General features: G+C 60.9%; 15 protein-coding genes and 1 riboswitch. Of the genes, 8 read left to right on the top strand and 7 right to left on the bottom strand.

The genetic code is table 11. The annotated features are described in order from the left end of the window. Nucleotides 1–39: 39 nt before the first annotated feature. The gene (locus AF70_RS28510; protein ID WP_019582172.1) at nt 40–681 is read right to left on the bottom strand and encodes a toluene tolerance protein; all 642 of its coding nucleotides are present in this window, start codon (nt 679–681) and stop codon (nt 40–42) included. A gap of 116 nt (nt 682–797) precedes the next feature. On the opposite strand from AF70_RS28510, the gene msbA reads away from it, so the two are divergent. The 4 genes from msbA to hldE all read left to right on the top strand — a co-directional run bounded on the left by msbA (nt 798) and on the right by hldE (nt 5,608). After that, nucleotides 798–2,597 (top strand): lipid A export permease/ATP-binding protein MsbA, encoded by a 1,800-nt coding sequence (gene msbA, locus AF70_RS28505; protein WP_019582173.1) that lies wholly within the window; start codon nt 798–800, stop codon nt 2,595–2,597. Nucleotides 2,598–2,781: 184 nt separating this feature from the next. Next, a complete protein-coding gene (locus AF70_RS28500; RefSeq protein ID WP_026331926.1) occupies nt 2,782–3,486 on the top strand; it encodes a sulfotransferase family 2 domain-containing protein in 705 nt (234 codons plus the stop codon). Further along, complete coding sequence (gene cysC, locus AF70_RS28495; protein ID WP_026331927.1) at nt 3,479–4,084, top strand: adenylyl-sulfate kinase; 606 nt, start codon at nt 3,479–3,481, stop codon at nt 4,082–4,084. The genes AF70_RS28500 and cysC overlap by 8 nt, the downstream gene beginning before the upstream one ends. A gap of 102 nt (nt 4,085–4,186) precedes the next feature. Continuing rightward, nucleotides 4,187–5,608 (top strand): bifunctional D-glycero-beta-D-manno-heptose-7-phosphate kinase/D-glycero-beta-D-manno-heptose 1-phosphate adenylyltransferase HldE, encoded by a 1,422-nt coding sequence (hldE, locus tag AF70_RS28490; protein WP_028940174.1) that lies wholly within the window; start codon nt 4,187–4,189, stop codon nt 5,606–5,608. Nucleotides 5,609–5,765: 157 nt separating this feature from the next. Here the strand turns inward: hldE and AF70_RS28485 are convergent, their stop codons facing one another. The 4 genes from AF70_RS28485 to AF70_RS28470 all read right to left on the bottom strand — a co-directional run bounded on the left by AF70_RS28485 (nt 5,766) and on the right by AF70_RS28470 (nt 9,380). Further along, nucleotides 5,766–6,731, bottom strand: a complete 966-nt coding sequence (locus AF70_RS28485; protein ID WP_019582177.1) for a hypothetical protein — start codon at nt 6,729–6,731, stop codon at nt 5,766–5,768. A gap of 81 nt (nt 6,732–6,812) precedes the next feature. Then, a complete protein-coding gene (locus tag AF70_RS28480) occupies nt 6,813–7,628 on the bottom strand; it encodes an aldo/keto reductase (protein WP_028940173.1) in 816 nt (271 codons plus the stop codon). Continuing rightward, the gene (locus AF70_RS28475; protein WP_019582179.1) at nt 7,625–8,800 is read right to left on the bottom strand and encodes an FAD-binding oxidoreductase; all 1,176 of its coding nucleotides are present in this window, start codon (nt 8,798–8,800) and stop codon (nt 7,625–7,627) included. The genes AF70_RS28480 and AF70_RS28475 overlap by 4 nt, the downstream gene beginning before the upstream one ends. Nucleotides 8,801–9,047: 247 nt before the next feature. After that, on the bottom strand, nt 9,048–9,380 hold the full coding sequence (locus AF70_RS28470) for a multidrug efflux SMR transporter (protein WP_007939639.1): 333 nt from the start codon (nt 9,378–9,380) through the stop codon (nt 9,048–9,050). A gap of 103 nt (nt 9,381–9,483) precedes the next feature. On the opposite strand from AF70_RS28470, the gene AF70_RS28465 reads away from it, so the two are divergent. Together AF70_RS28465 and waaA are read left to right on the top strand one after the other, a co-directional pair. Continuing rightward, complete coding sequence (locus AF70_RS28465) at nt 9,484–10,374, top strand: LysR family transcriptional regulator (protein ID WP_018928534.1); 891 nt, start codon at nt 9,484–9,486, stop codon at nt 10,372–10,374. Nucleotides 10,375–10,396: 22 nt separating this feature from the next. Beyond that, on the top strand, nt 10,397–11,677 hold the full coding sequence (waaA, locus tag AF70_RS28460; protein WP_019582180.1) for a lipid IV(A) 3-deoxy-D-manno-octulosonic acid transferase: 1,281 nt from the start codon (nt 10,397–10,399) through the stop codon (nt 11,675–11,677). Between the two features lie 57 nt (nt 11,678–11,734). Here waaA and AF70_RS28455 read toward each other — a convergent pair whose 3' ends face one another. Beyond that, nucleotides 11,735–13,174, bottom strand: a complete 1,440-nt coding sequence (locus tag AF70_RS28455; RefSeq protein WP_019582181.1) for a TolC family outer membrane protein — start codon at nt 13,172–13,174, stop codon at nt 11,735–11,737. Between the two features lie 206 nt (nt 13,175–13,380). Then, nucleotides 13,381–13,486, top strand: a riboswitch (TPP riboswitch). A gap of 166 nt (nt 13,487–13,652) precedes the next feature. Here AF70_RS28455 and thiC point away from each other — a divergent pair. Both thiC and cytX read left to right on the top strand, forming a co-directional pair. Next, nucleotides 13,653–15,542, top strand: coding sequence for a phosphomethylpyrimidine synthase ThiC (gene thiC / locus AF70_RS28450; RefSeq protein WP_018928531.1), 1,890 nt, complete (start codon nt 13,653–13,655; stop codon nt 15,540–15,542). A gap of 109 nt (nt 15,543–15,651) precedes the next feature. Continuing rightward, nucleotides 15,652–16,944, top strand: a complete 1,293-nt coding sequence (cytX, locus tag AF70_RS28445) for a putative hydroxymethylpyrimidine transporter CytX (RefSeq protein ID WP_018928530.1) — start codon at nt 15,652–15,654, stop codon at nt 16,942–16,944. On the opposite strand, the gene AF70_RS28440 is transcribed toward cytX, so the two are convergent. Beyond that, a complete protein-coding gene (locus AF70_RS28440) occupies nt 16,913–17,659 on the bottom strand; it encodes an RsiV family protein (protein WP_019582183.1) in 747 nt (248 codons plus the stop codon). The genes cytX and AF70_RS28440 overlap by 32 nt on opposite strands. Between the last annotated feature and the right edge of the window lie 19 nt (nt 17,660–17,678).

The raw sequence follows: 17,678 nt of genomic DNA, 5'->3' as shown, positions 1-17,678 counted from the left end.
CTGACCTTCGTCCCATCCCCAGGGACGAAGGTGTCTGGATCATTTTTGCAGAGCGATGCTCAGTTCCTCCGGGGAGCAGGTGCTCTGCGTCTGGCCATAATTCTTCATGAAGACTTCGCCGCGACCGTCGAGCAACCATAGGCGGTCTTGCGGGTATCTCACCATGTGCTTGAAGTTGCGCAGCCGTAGGCTCTTGCGCAGCGGACGGCGATAAACCCGCATGTCTGCAATATCGATCAGGCCCAGCTGATGCTCGGGCGTGAGCACGATATTGCCCAGGTGCGCTGAACGGAAGTAGATCCCGCGCTCATGCAAGGTGGCCATGAAGGCCCCCAGCTGACCGCGCAGTGGGTCGGCATCGTCTTGGGCATCCAGAAGTTGGCGCAGGGTCCGACCCGGTAACGGGTCGTAATGCACGGCATCGCGCTCGATGCTGGGGATGCGGTAGACCTGACGTATCGACGGGCAGGGAATCTGCCGCTCATGCAGTGCGTCGCAGTTGTCGGCAAAGCGTTTGGCGTAGGGGTACCAGGCAGCCGATGTCAGCAGGCGCTTGCGGCGAAACAGCTTGAGGATCGAGCCGTCCGTCAACCGCAGAACCTTGTCCCCGGAGCCATCGGCTTCAAGGACTTGTGCTCCCTCGCGCAGGGCGAGGTATCGGGGGTGGTCAAGCACTTGCATCAATACTCCAGGTTTCGACGCCGTGAGGCATGGATAGCCGGTCATGTTACCGCAGCTCAGTGACTAAAATGGCCTGTGTTACACTCGCGGGCTCTTTTCTCATACAACGGGTTCTCATGACTAGCCCTGATTCGCCTGCGCCGTCGAGCTTGAAAATTTACCTGCGCCTGCTGTCGTATGTGCGCCCGTACTGGGGCATGTTCGCCATCAGTATCGTCGGCTTCGTGATCTTTGCTTCGACGCAGCCCATGCTGGCCGGGATTCTCAAGTATTTCGTCGACGGCTTGAGCAACCCGGAAGCGGTGCTCTTTCCCAATGTGCCTTATCTGAAGGACTTGCAGCTGCTGATGGCCGTGCCGTTGCTGATCATCCTGATCGCCGCGTGGCAAGGCCTGGGCTCGTTTCTTGGCAACTACTATCTGGCGAAGGTTTCGCTGGGGTTGGTGCACGACTTGCGCGTCGAGCTGTTCAACAAGTTGCTGGTACTGCCTAACCGTTATTTCGACACCCATAACTCCGGGCATCTGATTTCACGCATCACCTTCAACGTGACCATGGTTACCGGCGCCGCCACCGACGCTATCAAGGTGGTGATCCGCGAAGGCCTGACTGTGGTGTTTCTGTTTGCCTACCTGTTGTGGATGAACTGGAAACTGACCCTGGTCATGCTGGCGATCTTGCCGCTCATCGCGATCATGGTCGGCAGCACCAGCAAGAAATTCCGCAAGCAGAGCAAGAAGATCCAGGTGGCCATGGGCGACGTGACCCACGTTGCGTCCGAGACCATCCAGGGGTATCGCGTTGTGCGCAGCTTCGGTGGCGAGAGCTATGAAGAGCGCCGCTTTGCCGAAGCCAGCCAGGGCAACACGGACAAGCAATTGCGCATGACCAAGACCGGCGCAGTCTACACGCCGATGCTGCAGTTGGTGATCTACAGCGCCATGGCCGCGCTGATGTTCCTGGTGCTGTTCCTGCGCGGCGATGCGACCGCCGGTGACCTGGTGGCATACATTACCGCCGCAGGCCTGTTACCCAAGCCGATTCGGCAGCTATCGGAAGTCAGCTCGACGATCCAGAAAGGCGTCGCCGGGGCCGAAAGCATTTTCGAGCAACTGGATGTCGAGCCGGAGCTGGACAAGGGTACAGTCGAGAAAGATCGGATCAACGGTCATCTGGAGGTGCGCAACCTGAGCTTCACCTATCCGGGAACCGACCGTGAAGTACTGAAAAACATCAGTTTCACCGCGGCACCGGGGCAAATGATCGCACTGGTGGGGCGTTCCGGCAGCGGCAAGTCGACGCTGGCCAGCCTGATTCCACGCTTCTATCACCACGAAACCGGCGAGATCCTGCTCGATGGCGTTGAAATCGAAGACTATCGCCTGCGCAATCTGCGTCGTCATGTTGCCCAGGTGACGCAACACGTCACGCTGTTCAATGACACGGTTGCCAACAACATCGCCTACGGTGATCTGGCCGGCGCGCCGCGTGCGGATATCGAGAAAGCTGCCCAAGACGCCTACGCCATGGATTTCATCGCCCAGCTGCCGCAGGGGCTGGACACCGATGTCGGCGAGAACGGTGTGCTCCTCTCCGGCGGTCAGCGACAGCGTCTGGCGATCGCCCGCGCCTTGCTGAAAAACGCGCCACTGTTGATTCTCGATGAAGCGACGTCGGCACTGGATACGGAGTCTGAACGGCACATTCAAGGCGCGCTGGATCGAGTCATGAAAGGTCGCACGACGCTGGTCATCGCTCATCGGTTGTCGACCATTGAGAAGGCTGACCTGATTCTGGTCATGGATCAGGGCCGGATCGTCGAGCGCGGCACCCATGCCGAGCTTCTGGCACAGAACGGCTACTACGCCCGCCTGAACGCCATGGGCCTCGATGCCCCGGCTGAAGACATCGCCTGACTCGATGCAAGGGTGAGCCCTGCTCACCCTTGCGTTCACCGGCGTGCAACGCGTCCGGTGGATTGTATCCAGACTTTTACGCTTGTTGACCAAACCGGAATAAATCTCGGCAACGCGCTTGTTAAGGTTCCTGAACGAACTTTGACTTCAAGCGATGGGGCAACCCTTTCGCGCGGGTACTGCCATGCTGCAACGCTATCTCTGGAAGCTCTTGCCCAAGTCGCAGCGGGCTTTTCTGCTGGGGCGCCTGTCGGTCGTGGACCGTCAGGTGGTCAACAAATCCATGTCGGCCAATCTGGGGTTTCCTCAGGCCTTCGAACAGCATTCCTGTCTATTCATTCATGTCCCCAAATGTGCCGGGAGCAGTGTGTGTGCAGCGCTGTTCGATGGCTGGAGCCCTGGGCACTTGCCGTTGTATTGGTACGAGCAGCAATTCCCCGAACAGTTTGCCACCAGTTTTAAGTTCGCCTTCGTTCGTGATCCGCTGGAAAGGGCTTACTCGGCTTATGCCTTTTTGCGCGGCAACGAGTTGGGTCGGCGCGACCAGGCGGCGCAGCAGCTGGTCAGCCACTACCGCGACTTCGATGATTTCGTCGCTCGCTGGCTGCATTCGGAGACGATCAGCCGACAAATACATTTTGCCGCGCAAACGGATTTTCTGACCGACTCTCTGGGGCATCTGGCCCCGGATTTCATCGGCTACCAGGAGCATCTGGAGCGAGATTTTCGCTTGGTCTGCGAACAGTTAGGCCACTCGGTGGTGTTACCTCACCTCAACGGCTCGCAACAGCGGCGTCCGATGCTTGCCCGCGATTTCTGCTCGGTGCGTACCCGTCGGCTGGTGCGACGGGTGTACCAGCGCGATTACGAAATGCTCGGTTATGAATGAGACCCTGTCGATGCCTGTTCCGGAGATCAGGCCTTACGATTTATCGCTGTCGAACCACGACCGCGCGGTTATCAAATCCCAGCACCCGCGCTGCCTCTGGCTGACGGGCCTTTCAGGCGCGGGCAAGTCGACCCTGGCCAATGCGCTGGAGCTGCAACTGAATCGGCATGGGCTGCACACGTTTCTGCTTGATGGTGACAACTTGCGCAATGGCCTGTGCCGCGATCTTGGGATGAGTGCCAAGTGTCGCCGGGAAAACATTCGACGCGTGGCCGAGGTGGCGCGGCTGATGGTCGACGCGGGTTTGATTGTGATTGTCGCGGCGATCTCGCCGTTTCGAGCCGAGCGAGACGCTGCCCGTCGGTTGTTTGCTGAGGGTGATTTCATTGAGGTGTATGTGAGCACGCCGTTCGCGGTATGCGCGCAACGCGACCCCAAAGGCTTGTATCAAGCTGCCCGGCAAGGGCGGATCAAGGACTTTACGGGTATCGACAGCCCTTATGAGGCGCCGCTGACGGCGGAGTGCGAGATCGATACCCAGGTGCTGCAACTTGAAGATGCTTGCCGTCGTTTATCACAATTTCTGCTCAATAAATGATCAGAAACCCCCGCTGATTCATCAGGTTGCAGCCGTCCAGCAAGCCAGCACCAACCCTGTGTTAATATCGCGCCCCTGTTCATTTTGTATGTGGGTTGCTCCATGAAGTTGTCCATGCCGCGATTCAATCAAGCCCCTGTCTTGGTGGTCGGCGATGTCATGCTCGACCGTTACTGGCATGGTGGTACCTCACGGATCTCCCCTGAGGCGCCGGTACCGGTCGTCAAGGTCGATCACATCGAGGACCGCCCGGGCGGTGCCGCCAACGTTGCCTTGAACATTGCCGCGCTCGGTGCGCCGGCCTCGCTGGTCGGTGTGACCGGCGACGACGAAGCCGCCGACAGCCTGGTCAATAGCCTCAAGGGCGCTGGCGTGCGAGCGTTGTTCCAGCGCATTGCGCACCAGCCGACCATCGTCAAGCTGCGGGTCATGAGCCGTCACCAGCAATTGCTGCGTATCGACTTCGAAGAATCCTTCGCAACCGACGCCCTGGCGCTGGGCGAGCAAGTCGACGAATTGCTCGAAGGCATCAAGGTGCTGGTGCTGTCCGACTATGGCAAAGGTGCGCTGAAAAACCATCAGGTACTGATCCAGGCCGCCCGTGCCCGGGGCATTCCGGTACTGGCTGATCCCAAGGGCAAGGATTTCTCGATCTACCGCGGTGCGAGCCTGATCACCCCGAACCTCAGCGAGTTTGAAACCATTGTTGGCGGTTGTGCCGATGAGCACGATCTGGTGAGCAAGGGCGCGCAACTGATGCACGACCTCGACCTCGGTGCGTTGCTGGTAACCCGTGGCGAGCACGGCATGACCTTGCTGCGCCCGGATCATCCACCTCTGCACTTGCCGGCCCGTGCCCGTGAAGTGTTCGACGTGACCGGTGCCGGTGATACGGTGATTTCTACCCTGGCGGCGGCGATCGCCGCTGGCGAAGAGCTGCCTCATGCGGTGGCCCTGGCTAATCTGGCGGCGGGCATCGTGGTTGGCAAGCTCGGTACTGCTGCCATCAGCGCACCGGAACTGCGTCGCGCGATTCAGCGTGAGGAAGGCTCCGAGCGCGGTGTGCTGGGCCTCGAGCAGTTGCTGCTGGCGGTCGATGACGCGCGAGCACACAAAGAGAAGATCGTGTTCACCAACGGTTGCTTCGACATCCTGCATGCCGGCCACGTGACTTACCTCGAACAGGCGCGCGCCCAGGGTGATCGCCTGATCGTGGCGGTCAATGACGATGCGTCGGTGAGCCGCTTGAAAGGGCCGGGTCGGCCGATCAACAGCGTCGACCGTCGCATGGCGGTACTGGCAGGTTTAGGCGCCGTGGATTGGGTGATCAGCTTCTCTGAAGGCACTCCCGAAAACCTGCTGCGTGCGGTCAAGCCGGATGTACTGGTCAAGGGCGGTGATTACGGGATCGACCAAGTGGTTGGCGCGGACATCGTCAGCGCTTACGGCGGGACCGTGAAAGTGCTGGGGCTGGTGGAAAACAGCTCAACCACGGCGATTGTCGAGAAGATTCGCAATCACTGATTTTGGATGAGGGCTTGCTGTGGCGAGGGGGCTTGCCCCCGTTCGGCTGCGAAGCAGTCGTAAAACCTCCCGCTGCGATATGTCAGTAAAACCGCGGTGACCGGATCAGGGGTTGCTTCGCGGCCCAACGGGGGCAAGCCCCCTCGCCACAAGTGTTCTATCGTGCTGCCTTGCGCGGCACGATTCTTTTCAGCAGTTGTTTCGCCTTCCCGCGTAACCGGGCCAAACCCGAATCCTTCCCCGGTGGGGTCAAACCCTGCTGTCGCACCCAATCCTTCCAGCGAATCCGTTCATCCCTCACCAGCCAGCCTTCCTGCCGGGCAAAACTCTCCGCCAGATACAACCCGCGGGTACTCGCCGGGTACAGGTGATCCTTTTTCAGGGTATAGAGCTCGGCCATCGGCTGACCGTCCTGCAGTGGCATCAAGTACAAATCGGGGCGTTTGCGATCGAGCCGGGCCACCAGTTGATCGCCCTCCAGCCGCTCGTCGACATGGAACAGGCTCAGGGATTTGGCTTCCTTGGGCACGTCCAGGCGCAAATCGTAGATCAATTGCAGCGAGGCTGTCGGCAAGTGCACGTAGGCCCGGGGACGTTCGATCAGCGGCATGTTCGCGCAGCGCACCGGCCGCGCCGAGCCGGAGAGTGGTGTCAGGCGAAACGGCAGGGCTTCGCGGTAGTGCAGGGCAGCCGAGTAGGGCGCTGGCAGCCAGGTTTCGTTGAAGCGCCCGCTGAGCCAGCCCTCCGGGGTTTCCAGCAGGCACTCTTCGGCAATTTCCTGGGTTGCCGTGTGCAACGGCAGGTTCAGCTCATGGGCCGGCACGTAGCCGGAGATCAGCTTGAGCACCACGTCGCCGCGATCCTGCCGACGCTGACGCACCAACACCCAGTAGTCGCGATTCTGCCAATGCAGGGTCAGGCGCACCGAAACCCCGAGGTTCGCCAGCTCCAGGGCAAACCGTTCGCTGTCGGCCACCGTCACCGGACGGCGGCGTTGCAGGGTCTGGGAAAAATTCAACGGCATCCCGACGCTCTGATAACTCAAACCTTCGGGTGTGGCTTCGACGAACAGCGGCAGGGTCTTGAAGTTGCTCGGGTTCTTTCTGATCAGCGTACGCGGCATGTCGGCTCCTGCTTAAGGCCGCGTGGGCGGCATCAATGGCTAGGGTCTGTTGACGGCCAGCGTCGCGGTCGTCACCAAACGTCAACAGACCCTATGAAGGACCTGGGCAACGGTCGCGACGTTATGGGCGAGGTGCAGCGGATTGATGGTCCCGACAATAGCACTGGCCACCCCCGGGTGTTCAAACAACAACTCGAAGCTGGCACGCACCGGATCAACGCCCGGGCTCAGGCACACATGGCCGCTGGCCAGGGCCTTTTTGACCAGGATCGCTTTGCCGTGAGCAGCAGCATAGTCAATGACTGGCTTCTCGTTCTGTTCGTTCAGATTGTAGGTGACCATTGCGCAATCACCTTGTTCCAGAGCCTTCAAACCGCCTTCGACGGTTTTACCGGAAAAGCCGAAACCGCGAATCTTGCCTTCGCGCTTGAGCTCGGCAAGGGTCGCATAGACCTCATTGTCGCTGAGGATCGCCAGGTCGTTGCCGTCGGAATGCACCAGCACCAGATCGATAAAGTCCGTTTCCAGGCGTTGCAGGCTGCGCTCCACCGAGAACCGGGTATGCGCGGCGCTGAAATCATGGCGGGACTGACCATCGGCGAACTCTTCACCGACCTTGCTGACGATTACCCAGTCCTGACGCTCCCCACGCAGCAACGGGCCGAGACGCTCTTCACTGCGGCCATAGGCCGGCGCGGTGTCGATCAGGTTGATGCCCAGGTCGCGCGCGAGTTTGAGCAGCCTGCGGGCGTCGTCGTCGCCGGGGATCTGAAAACCGTTGGGGTATTTCACCCCTTGATCGCGGCCAAGTTTCACTGTGCCCAGGCCCAGGGGCGATACCAGCAGGCCGGTGCTGCCCAGCGGGCGATGCAGGTCATGCAGGGTCGGTTGGCTCATGGCAGCAGTTGTTCCCAGGCAGGGACGCCCATCGGCGGTTTCGGCAGTTCCGGCAGCGGGGCTGGATGGCTAGGCTGAATACCGTCGCGTTGCAGTGTGGCGAAGACGCGGTCGGCGAAGTCCGGTGCCAGGGCCAGTTTGGTCGGCCAGCCCACCAGCAGCCGATTCTGCTCGGCGAGGAAGGCGTTGTCCGGGCGGGTCAGGCCCGATTGCAGGGGCTCGGCGCGTTCGACCCGCAAGGTCGCCCACTGTGCGGTGCTCAGGTCGATCCACGGCAGAAGTTGGCCCAGTTCTTTCTGGGCGGCGGCAATTTGCGCGGCTGGCTCGCGGGCCACGCCTTCGGCTTCGGCGATGTCGCCGCCCACGTACCAGACCCACTGGCCATCGGCGGCCGGGTGAGTGGTCACGGTGACGCGCGGCTTCGGCCCGCCGCCCAGGCAGTGGGCGTACAGCGGTTTGAGGCTCGGGCCTTTGACGATGATCATGTGCAGGGGACGGCGCTGCATGGCCGGTTGACTCAGGCCCAGCGCGGTCAGCAGGTCAGCGGTGCCGCCACCGGCACTGAGAACGATGCGCTGGGCGCGGATTTCGCGTTCGTCGACTTTCAAACCGACCAGTTCGCCATTCTCCAGCAGCGGTTCGATGTGTTGACCGGCCAACAGACCGTCGCCAGCCAGGTCGGCCAGGCGCTGGATCAGGCTTGGCACGTCGACCACCAGTTCTGTCAGGCGATAGACCTTGCCCTTGAAGCGCTTGTCTTGCAGCGCCGGCGGCAATTGATCACCTTTGACCTGATCGACCCGCCCGCGCACGGCTTTGCTGGCGAAAAAACTGGTGAGGTTGCCGGCGAGGGTGCCGGGGGACCAGAGGTAATGGGCATCGGACAATACACGCACGCCGGACAGGTCCAGTTCACCGTCGCCGGCCAGCGCCTCACGCCAGCGACGCGGCATGTCGGCAATGGCTTCCGAGGCGCCGGTCAGGGCACCGTGCAATGCGTACTTGGCACCGCCGTGGATGATGCCCTGGGACTTCAGGCTTTGCCCGCCACCGAGGCTGGCACTTTCCACCAGCACGGTCGAGAAACCCTGGCGGCGCAGGCGTGCATTCAGCCAGAGGCCGGCGACACCAGCGCCGACAATCAGAACGTCGGTGGAAATAACGGATGGCATGCAGCGACCTCAGTGTTCAAGACGAGGGCGCAGTATACAGACTCATGGATTGGAGGTTTTGCTGGCGATCAAGAGATCCATTGTGGCGAGGGGGCTTGTCGGACCGCCGCACCGCCCCGTTCGACTGCGCAGCAGTCGTAAAGCCTGCCGCCGCAATATGTCAGAAAAAAGCGGTGACCGGATTCGGGGCCGCTTCGCGGCCCAACGGGGGCAAGCCCCCTCGCCACAAGAGCATTGGTTGTGTCAGTTAATGCCCCGCGGTTTTCGAGAACAGCTGAATAACCACGACGCCCAGCACAATCAACGCCATCCCCAGCATTGCCGGCACATCCAGTTTCTGCCCGTAGATAAACAGCGCCGCGACGCTGACCATCACGATGCCCATGCCGGCCCACACCGCGTAGGCCACGCCGACCGGAACGCTGCGCACCACCAGGGTCAGCATCCCGAAAGCAATACCGTAACCGACGATGACCAGCAGCAACGGCAGTGGCGTGCTGATACCTTTGACCGCTTTCATCGAAACGGTGGCGATCACTTCGGCGCAGATGGCAATTGCGAGGTAGTAGTAAGCGGTCATGGGTCAATCCTCGTATGAAGTGTTGCTTTCTGAGGTCGGCATTCTAGAGATCCGCCAGATGCGGTAAAGTCATTACCTATCTGTTCTGGAGATGGGTTGAGCCATGAATATGCAATGGAGTCTGGAACAGCTGCACTTGTTTGTCAGTGTCGCGGAACAACGTTCCTTTTCCGCGGTGGCGCGGGATCAGCGCAAGGCGCAGTCGGCGGTCAGCAGTTCGATTGCGCTGCTGGAAGAAGACCTGGGTGTGAGCCTGTTCGATCGCAGCAGTGGTCGCCAGCCGAAACTCACCGAAGCCGGCACCGCGCTGCTTGAAGAGGCGCGGGAAGTGCTGCGCCAATGTGAGCGCCTCAACGGCCGGGCACTAGCGATGATGCGCGGCCAGGAAGCGAGTTTGCGGGTGGCTCAGGACGAGGCAATGCCTTATCAGGCAGTGGTTGAAAGCTTCGAAGCCCTGGCCGAACAATTTCCCAGCCTCGAAGTGCAGCTGACCAGTGCGGCCCAGGGTGATGTCGCGCGCAAACTGGTGGAGCGTCGGGCCGACCTGGGCTTGCTGTTTTATCACGAGCAGATTCCCGAAGCCCTTGAGCGCCGAGTGCTGGGCAGCGTTGAAATGGTCACGGTGTGCGGCGTGGGGCATCCATTGGCGCAACAGACGCAGGTCAATTGCCAGCAACTGGCGCAGCATCGACAGTTGCTGATGTCCACGCAGTCCAGCGTCTATCCCGGCAGTGAGCCGGCCAGCCCGCAGGTCTGGCGGGCCGACAGTTTCTATGTGATGGCCGAATGGGTGATGCGCGGCCTCGGCTGGGCCTGGCTGCCGCGCCACGTGGTGCAGTACCCGGCGTATCAGAATCTGATGGTCGAACTGACCAGCGAATGGACGCCGCCGGCATTGATTGTGGAGCTGGTCTGGCGCCGCGACGAGCCCCTCGGCCCGGCAGCCCGTTGGCTGGCGGAACGTTTTGCCGTGCACTTGCAGGCGATTGGCTAAAAAACCGATAAACTCCGCCGCCATGAATAGAACCCTCTACACCGCGCTGTTTTACCTGGGGCTGCCATTGGTAGCGATTCGGCTTTGGCTGCGGGCGCGCAAGGCGCCGGCGTACGCCAAACGCATTGGCGAGCGTTTCTCCCTCGCGCTACCGGCGATGAAGCCGGACGGCCTTTGGGTGCACGCGGTGTCGGTGGGCGAAAGCATTGCCGCGGCGCCGATGATCCGTGCCTTGCTGCAGCGATATCCGACGCTGCCGATCACCGTCACCTGCATGACCCCGACCGGATCCGAGCGCATCCAGGCGCTGTTTGCCAACGAGCCGCGCATTCAGCACTGCTATTTGCCTTATGACTTGCCTTGCGCTGCGGCGCGATTCCTTGATCGGGCCCGGCCGAAACTGGCGGTGATCATGGAAACCGAACTCTGGCCCAACCATATCCATCAGTGCGCCAAGCGTGGAATTCCCGTGGCCCTGGCCAATGCGCGACTGTCTGAGCGCTCGGCCAAAGGTTATGGCCGCTTCCATAAACTGACCCGGCCGATGCTCGCCGAGATGAGCCTGTTCGCAGTGCAGACCGAAGCCGAGGCGCAGCGTTTCCGCGATTTGGGTGCACGCCCAGAAACCGTCGAAGTGACTGGTTCGATCAAGTTCGACCTGACCATCGACCCGCAACTGCTGCAGCGTGCTGCCGAGCTGCGCGGACAATGGCAGGCGCAGGATCGCCCGGTGTGGATCGCCGCGAGCACCCATGAAGGTGAAGACGAAGTGGTGCTCGATGCCCATCGTCGGCTGTTGGCCAATCATCCCGATGCCTTGTTGATTCTGGTACCGCGTCATCCGGAGCGCTTCAACCCGGTGTTTGAGTTGTGCCGGCAAAAAGGTTTCGCCACGGTACGGCGTTCGACGGGCGAGCCGGTGACTGCAGACACTTCGGTATTGCTGGGCGACACCATGGGCGAGTTGCTGTTTCTCTACGCCCTGGCCGACAGCGCTTTCGTCGGTGGCAGCCTGGTGCCCAACGGCGGCCATAACCTGCTGGAGCCGGCGGCCTTGGCCAAACCGGTGCTCAGCGGGCCGCACCTGTTCAACTTCTTCGAAATCGCCGCGCAGTTGCGCAGCGCCGGGGCGCTGGCCGAGGTCGATGATGCTGAAGGTCTGGCACTGGCGGTGCAGCGGCTGTTCGAACTGCCGCGTGATGCTCAACGGATGGCGGAGGCGGGGCTGAAGGTGATGCGCACCAATCAGGGCGCGCTGCAGCGGTTGCTGGATGGGTTGGGCAGGTTGATCGACAAGTCTTGAGTTTGTCACCGACCAATTGTGGCGAGGGAGCAAGCTCCCTCGCCACAGGTTTACCTTTTAATGAGCGGGATTAGCTCGTAACTGCTCCGCCGCAGCCTTCGCCAGATCCGGCGGCAAGAAGTCCTTGTCCGGGTTGTAGTCGGCTTTGAGGTAACGCGTCAGGTCCTGCAGATCCCCCGGGTTCAAGGTGCCGGCGGCCTGCTTCAGGCGCAGGTTGTCGAGGATGTAGTCGTAGCGCGTGTTGTTGTAATTGCGCACCGAAGTGTAGAGCTGACGCTGGGCGTCGAGTACGTCGACAATGTTGCGCGTCCCCACCTGATAACCGATTTCGGTTGCCTCCACCGCACTCTGGTTGGAAATAATCGACTGCCGACGCGCCTGCACCTGCTCGACGTCGGTGTTCACGGCGCGGTGCAGATTGCGGGTGTTTTCCACGACCTGGCGACGCAGGGCTTCGCGTTGTTGCTCGGTCTGATCCAGCCGTGAGTAAGACTCGCGCACCTGGGAGCTGGTCAGTCCGCCGCTGTAGATCGGGATGCTCAGTTGCAGGCCGACGGTGCGTTGTTCGACATCGCCACCGTAACGCACGCCGGTCGCGCTCGGGTTTTCAAAGCCGAGGGCGTCGTTATCACCTTTCTTGTATTGCGCGACCGCATCCAGGGTGGGTGCATGCCCGGCCTTGCGCTGCTTGAGGGTTTCTTCGGCGGCGCTCACCGCGTAGTTGCTGGCCAGCAAATTCAGGTTCTGTTTGGCCGCGGTATCGACCCAAGCCTTGGCGTCGTTCGGTGCCGGCGGCAGGATCGGCAAGGTGTGGACGATGCCCTGGATCGAGTTGTACTGACGATTGGTCAGGGTGATCAGCGCTTCGAACGCGTCATCTACCTGACGCTGAGCGAGAATCCGGTTGGCCCGCGCCGTGTCGTAACTGGCCTGGGATTGCAGCACATCGGTCTTGTCCGACAGGCCGACGTCGAAGCGCTCGTTGGACTGGTCCAGCTGGCGTTTGAAGGCTGCTTCTTCGGCCTTGGTCGAGGCCAGGTTGTCCTGGCTGCGCAGCACGTTGAAGTAGCTTTCGGCACTTTGCAGGATCAGGTTCTGTTCGGTGGCCGAGAGTTGTAAGGCGGCCTGTTCGTTGACGTCCTTGGCGGCCTGGAACTGGAACCAGCGGTCGGCGCGGAAAATCGGTTGCGACAGGGTCGCCTGATACACCGTGCCGCTGCGGGTCGAGGTCACCGATGGCTGATCGAGCGCGGTACGGGTGTTGTTCATGTCGGCACCGGCCGACAAGTTAGGCAGCAGCCCGGCGCGGGCCTGGGGCACGACTTCCTTCTGGGCGCCGTATTGGGCACGGGCGGCGGCGATATCGGCGTTGTTGTCCACCGCTTCCTGATAGACGCTGACCAGGTCGGTTTTGGTCGATAAGGGCGCTTCTGCTGCCCAAGCCATTCCATTGGACGCACAAGACACGGCAAGGGCCAGTGAGAGTTTGCGCAGCATGAGGCCATCCCTAAAAAATTATGCTGATAATTTGAACGCCAAGGCTACGGCGCGGCGCACTGCAGCGTCAAGGCAGAGCATCAAGGCGCGGCACGGCGTAGCGAGTGTAGTTGCACGCAGGCACGGCAACAATCCGCTGATTGCGCCATTCATCACGGTGTTTACCGTGGTGTTGGCGTTCTTTGCCGGTTATGTCTAGACTGGCCGGGTTCTTGTCGGGGTGCCTTGCTATGAGGCTGAGATCGAATAATTTCGGATCCCGTTGAACCTGATCAGGTTAGCGCCTGCGTAGGGAACAAGATTTCTCGTCACCCGGCGAGTCCTCTTGTGCTTCGTCCGGGATGTTGTTCGACAATCGAACACCCCTCGAGCATTGAGCACAGCACCTGCTGGAATTTCCAGCGCCCGTGCGTCCATTCGTTTACAGGTTCGCTCCGACAAAAATCCACTGCCTGGATGTGTGTCTGGAGAGCCCGTGATGACTACAAAATCAAAAAGCGCAACCAACCTGAGTGACTCGGCCAAGGTCGATCAGCAATCGGTTCAGCCGTTTACCCGCTCGCAAAAAATCTATGTTCAGGGCACACGCCCCGACATCCTCGTGCCGATGCGCGAAATCAGCCTGGATGTGACCCCGACCGACTTCGGCGGCGAAATCAACGCGCCGGTGGTGGTGTATGACACCTCGGGCCCGTACACCGACCCCAATGTCACCATCGATGTGCGCAAAGGCCTGGGCGATGTGCGGTCGCCGTGGATCGAATCCCGTGGCGACACCGAGCGCCTGTCCGGCCTGAGCTCCAACTTCGGCCAGGAACGCCTCGCCGATCCGGAACTGACCAAGCTGCGTTTCGCCCACGTCAACAACCCGCGCCGCGCCAAGCCGGGTGCCAACGTCAGCCAGATGCACTACGCCCGTAAAGGCATCATCACCGCCGAGATGGAATACGTTGCCATCCGCGAAAACATGAAACTCGAAGTGGCCCGCGCCGCCGGCCTGCTGGACCAGCAACACGCCGGCCACAGCTTTGGCGCCAGCGTGCCGAAAATCATCACCCCGGAATTCGTCCGTGAAGAGATCGCCCGCGGTCGCGCGATCATTCCGGCCAACATCAACCACACCGAACTGGAACCGATGATCATCGGCCGTAACTTCCTGGTGAAGATCAACGGCAACATCGGCAACAGTGCCTTGGGTTCGTCCATCGAAGAAGAAGTGGCGAAACTGACCTGGGGCATTCGCTGGGGTTCGGACACGGTCATGGACCTGTCCACCGGCAAGCACATTCACGAAACCCGCGAATGGATCATCCGTAACTCGCCGGTGCCGATCGGTACCGTACCGATCTATCAGGCACTGGAGAAGGTCAATGGCGTCGCCGAAGACCTGACCTGGGAGTTGTTCCGCGACACACTGATCGAACAGGCCGAGCAGGGCGTCGACTACTTCACCATCCACGCCGGCGTGTTGCTGCGCTACGTGCCGCTGACTGCCAAGCGCGTGACCGGCATCGTCTCCCGTGGCGGTTCGATCATGGCCAAGTGGTGCCTGGCGCATCACAAGGAAAACTTCCTCTACACCCATTTCGAAGACATCTGCGAAATCATGAAGGCCTACGACGTCAGCTTCTCGCTGGGCGATGGCCTGCGTCCGGGCTCGATTGCCGACGCCAACGACGAAGCGCAATTCGGTGAGCTGGAAACCCTCGGCGAGCTGACCAAAATCGCCTGGAAACACGACGTGCAGTGCATGATCGAAGGCCCGGGCCACGTGCCGATGCAGTTGATCAAAGAGAACATGGACAAGCAGTTGGAGTGCTGCGACGAGGCGCCGTTCTACACCCTCGGCCCACTGACCACCGACATCGCCCCAGGCTACGACCACATCACTTCTGGTATCGGTGCGGCGATGATCGGCTGGTTCGGTTGCGCCATGCTCTGCTACGTGACGCCGAAGGAGCACTTGGGCCTGCCGAACAAGGATGACGTGAAGACCGGGATCATCACCTACAAGATCGCCGCTCACGCCGCCGACCTGGCCAAAGGGCATCCGGGGGCACAGATTCGCGACAATGCCTTGAGCAAGGCGCGTTTCGAATTCCGTTGGGAAGACCAGTTCAACCTGGGCCTCGATCCAGATACCGCACGTTCGTACCACGATGAAACCCTGCCGAAGGATTCGGCCAAGGTCGCGCACTTCTGCTCCATGTGCGGGCCGAAATTCTGCTCGATGAAGATCACCCAGGAAGTCCGTGAATATGCGGCCAACCAGCGGATCGAAACCGTCGATGCCGAAGTCGCCAAGGGACTGGCGGAACAGGCTGAGCGGTTCAAGCAGGAAGGCAGTCAGCTGTACAAGAAGGTTTGATCTGACCGGCGCACTCGGGTGCGCCGCTTACCCTTGTGGCGAGGGAGCAAGCTCCCTCGCCACAAGGGGTGGTCAACACCACAACACATGTTCCTCTGAGATAACACCCTTGAGCATTCAACCCAGCACTTATTCCCCGGACATCGCGGTGCCGACCGACAAGCGCGTCTTCGGCGGTCGTGATCTGTTTTCCCTGTGGTTCTCCCTCGGCATCGGCCTGATGGTATTGCAGACCGGCGCTTTGCTCGCGCCGGGTCTGGGTCTGTCCGGTTCATTGCTGGCGATTTTTCTCGGCACGCTGGTCGGCGTGCTGTTGCTGGCCGCTGTCGGCGTGATCGGCAGTGACACCGGCCTGTCATCGATGGCCGCGCTCAAACTCAGCCTCGGTGCAAAAGGCGCAAGCCTTCCGGCGGTGCTGAACCTGCTGCAACTGATTGGTTGGGGTTCGTTCGAAATCATCGTGATGCGCGACGCCGCCAGCCTGCTCGGCGCCCGTGCATTCAGCGAAGGCAGCCTGTGGTCGAATCCACTGCTGTGGACGCTGTTCTTCGGTGCACTGGCCACCTTGCTGGCGGTCAGCGGTCCGCTGACCTTTGTGCGCAAGATCCTGCGCAAGTGGGGCATCTGGCTGTTGCTGGCCGCGTGCATCTGGCTGACCTGGAACCTGTTCGCCAAGGCCGACCTGGCGGCGTTGTGGGCGCAGGCCGGTGATGGTTCGATGCCGTTCGCCGTGGGCTTTGACATTGCGATCGCGATGCCGCTGTCCTGGCTGCCGCTGATTGCCGACTACTCACGCTTCGGCAAGCGTGCGAAGAATGTCTTCGGCGGTACGGCGTTGGGTTTCTTTATCGGTAACTTCTGGCTGATGAGCCTGGGCGTGGCGTACACCCTGGCGTTTGCGCCGAGTGGTGAAGTGAATGCCTTGCTGCTGGCGCTGGCCGGTGCGGGCCTGGGGATTCCGTTGCTGCTGATTCTGTTGGATGAATCAGAAAATGCCTTTGCCGATATTCATTCGGCGGCGGTGTCCAGCGGGATTCTGTTGCGCTTGAAAGTCGAGCATCTGGCCTTGGCCATCGGCGTGATCTGCACGCTGATCGCATGCCTGGCGCCATTGGCCCAGTACCAGAATTTCCTGCTGTTGATCGGTTCGGTGTTTGCGCCGCTGTTTGGCGTGGTGCTGGTGGATCACTTCATCCTGCGCAAACGCAGTGCCCGTGTGGCATCGGCTGCCTTGCGCTGGCCGGCGTTGCTCGCCTGGCTGGGCGGGGTGAGCACCTATCACTTGCTGGCCAATCTCTATCCGGACATCGGCGCAACCCTGCCGTCGCTGGTACTGGCAGGGCTGCTGCAACTGGTGCTTGGTCGAGCCTTCAGCTACGGCCGGGAAACAGCTCAGGCTTGAGAATGCCGTTCAGGCGTGGGTAGGGGATCTTCAGTTCGACGTGGCCCAATGCGTAAGGCGCAAGGGTGCTCACCTCGTACTTGAGGATCACCCCGCCGTACGTCAACGCTACGTTCTGGGTTTTCACGAACGGCCAGCTCTTGACGAACTCTGGCTCCTGATCGAGTTTGGTGCTGATCAACCAGCTGTTGTGCGCCACTTGGGCCGCTTTCCAGAACGCTTCTTCCTGCCCCGGGATCACCATATCCGACAGCGTCAGCACTTTATGCTGCTGACGCGAGTAGTTGATGAAACCGCGGCCCGGCGTGCCATGGGCACCGCCGCTGTCCAGATAGCTGGACAATTCAATGATCACCAAGCCGTCATGCTGCTCACGTACCTTGGCTTGCAAGTAGCTGCTGTAGCGCGGCTCGGCGCTGTTCAGAAATTGCTCGCGATACGCTGCCAGCGTCGGCGCTACAGGGGCGTCGGGTGAGGTGCGGGTCATTTGCAGCAAACGTTTTTCGATGATGCCGTCAAGCGCAGGCTCAGCCGGGAAGTGCAGCGTATCGATGTTCACCAGCGGGCAGTCAGGGTTGGCGCAACCCGGTTTCAGCTGTTCGGAAGCGTCGCGGGTGGTTTCCAGCGGCGCCCGGTAATTGGGCTGGAAAAGACTCTGGCACGCACCCAGGGTCAGGGCGATGGCGGCCACGGAGGCGATCTTGAAAAGCGACATGGGCGTCCTTAATGAAACA

Origin of the sequence: Pseudomonas sp. KD5 (assembly GCF_012932895.1) — a bacterium.
Lineage (GTDB): Bacteria > Pseudomonadota > Gammaproteobacteria > Pseudomonadales > Pseudomonadaceae > Aquipseudomonas.
The sequence above is the reverse complement of the archived record's forward strand: the minus strand, read 5'-3'. Positions and strand labels throughout refer to the sequence as shown.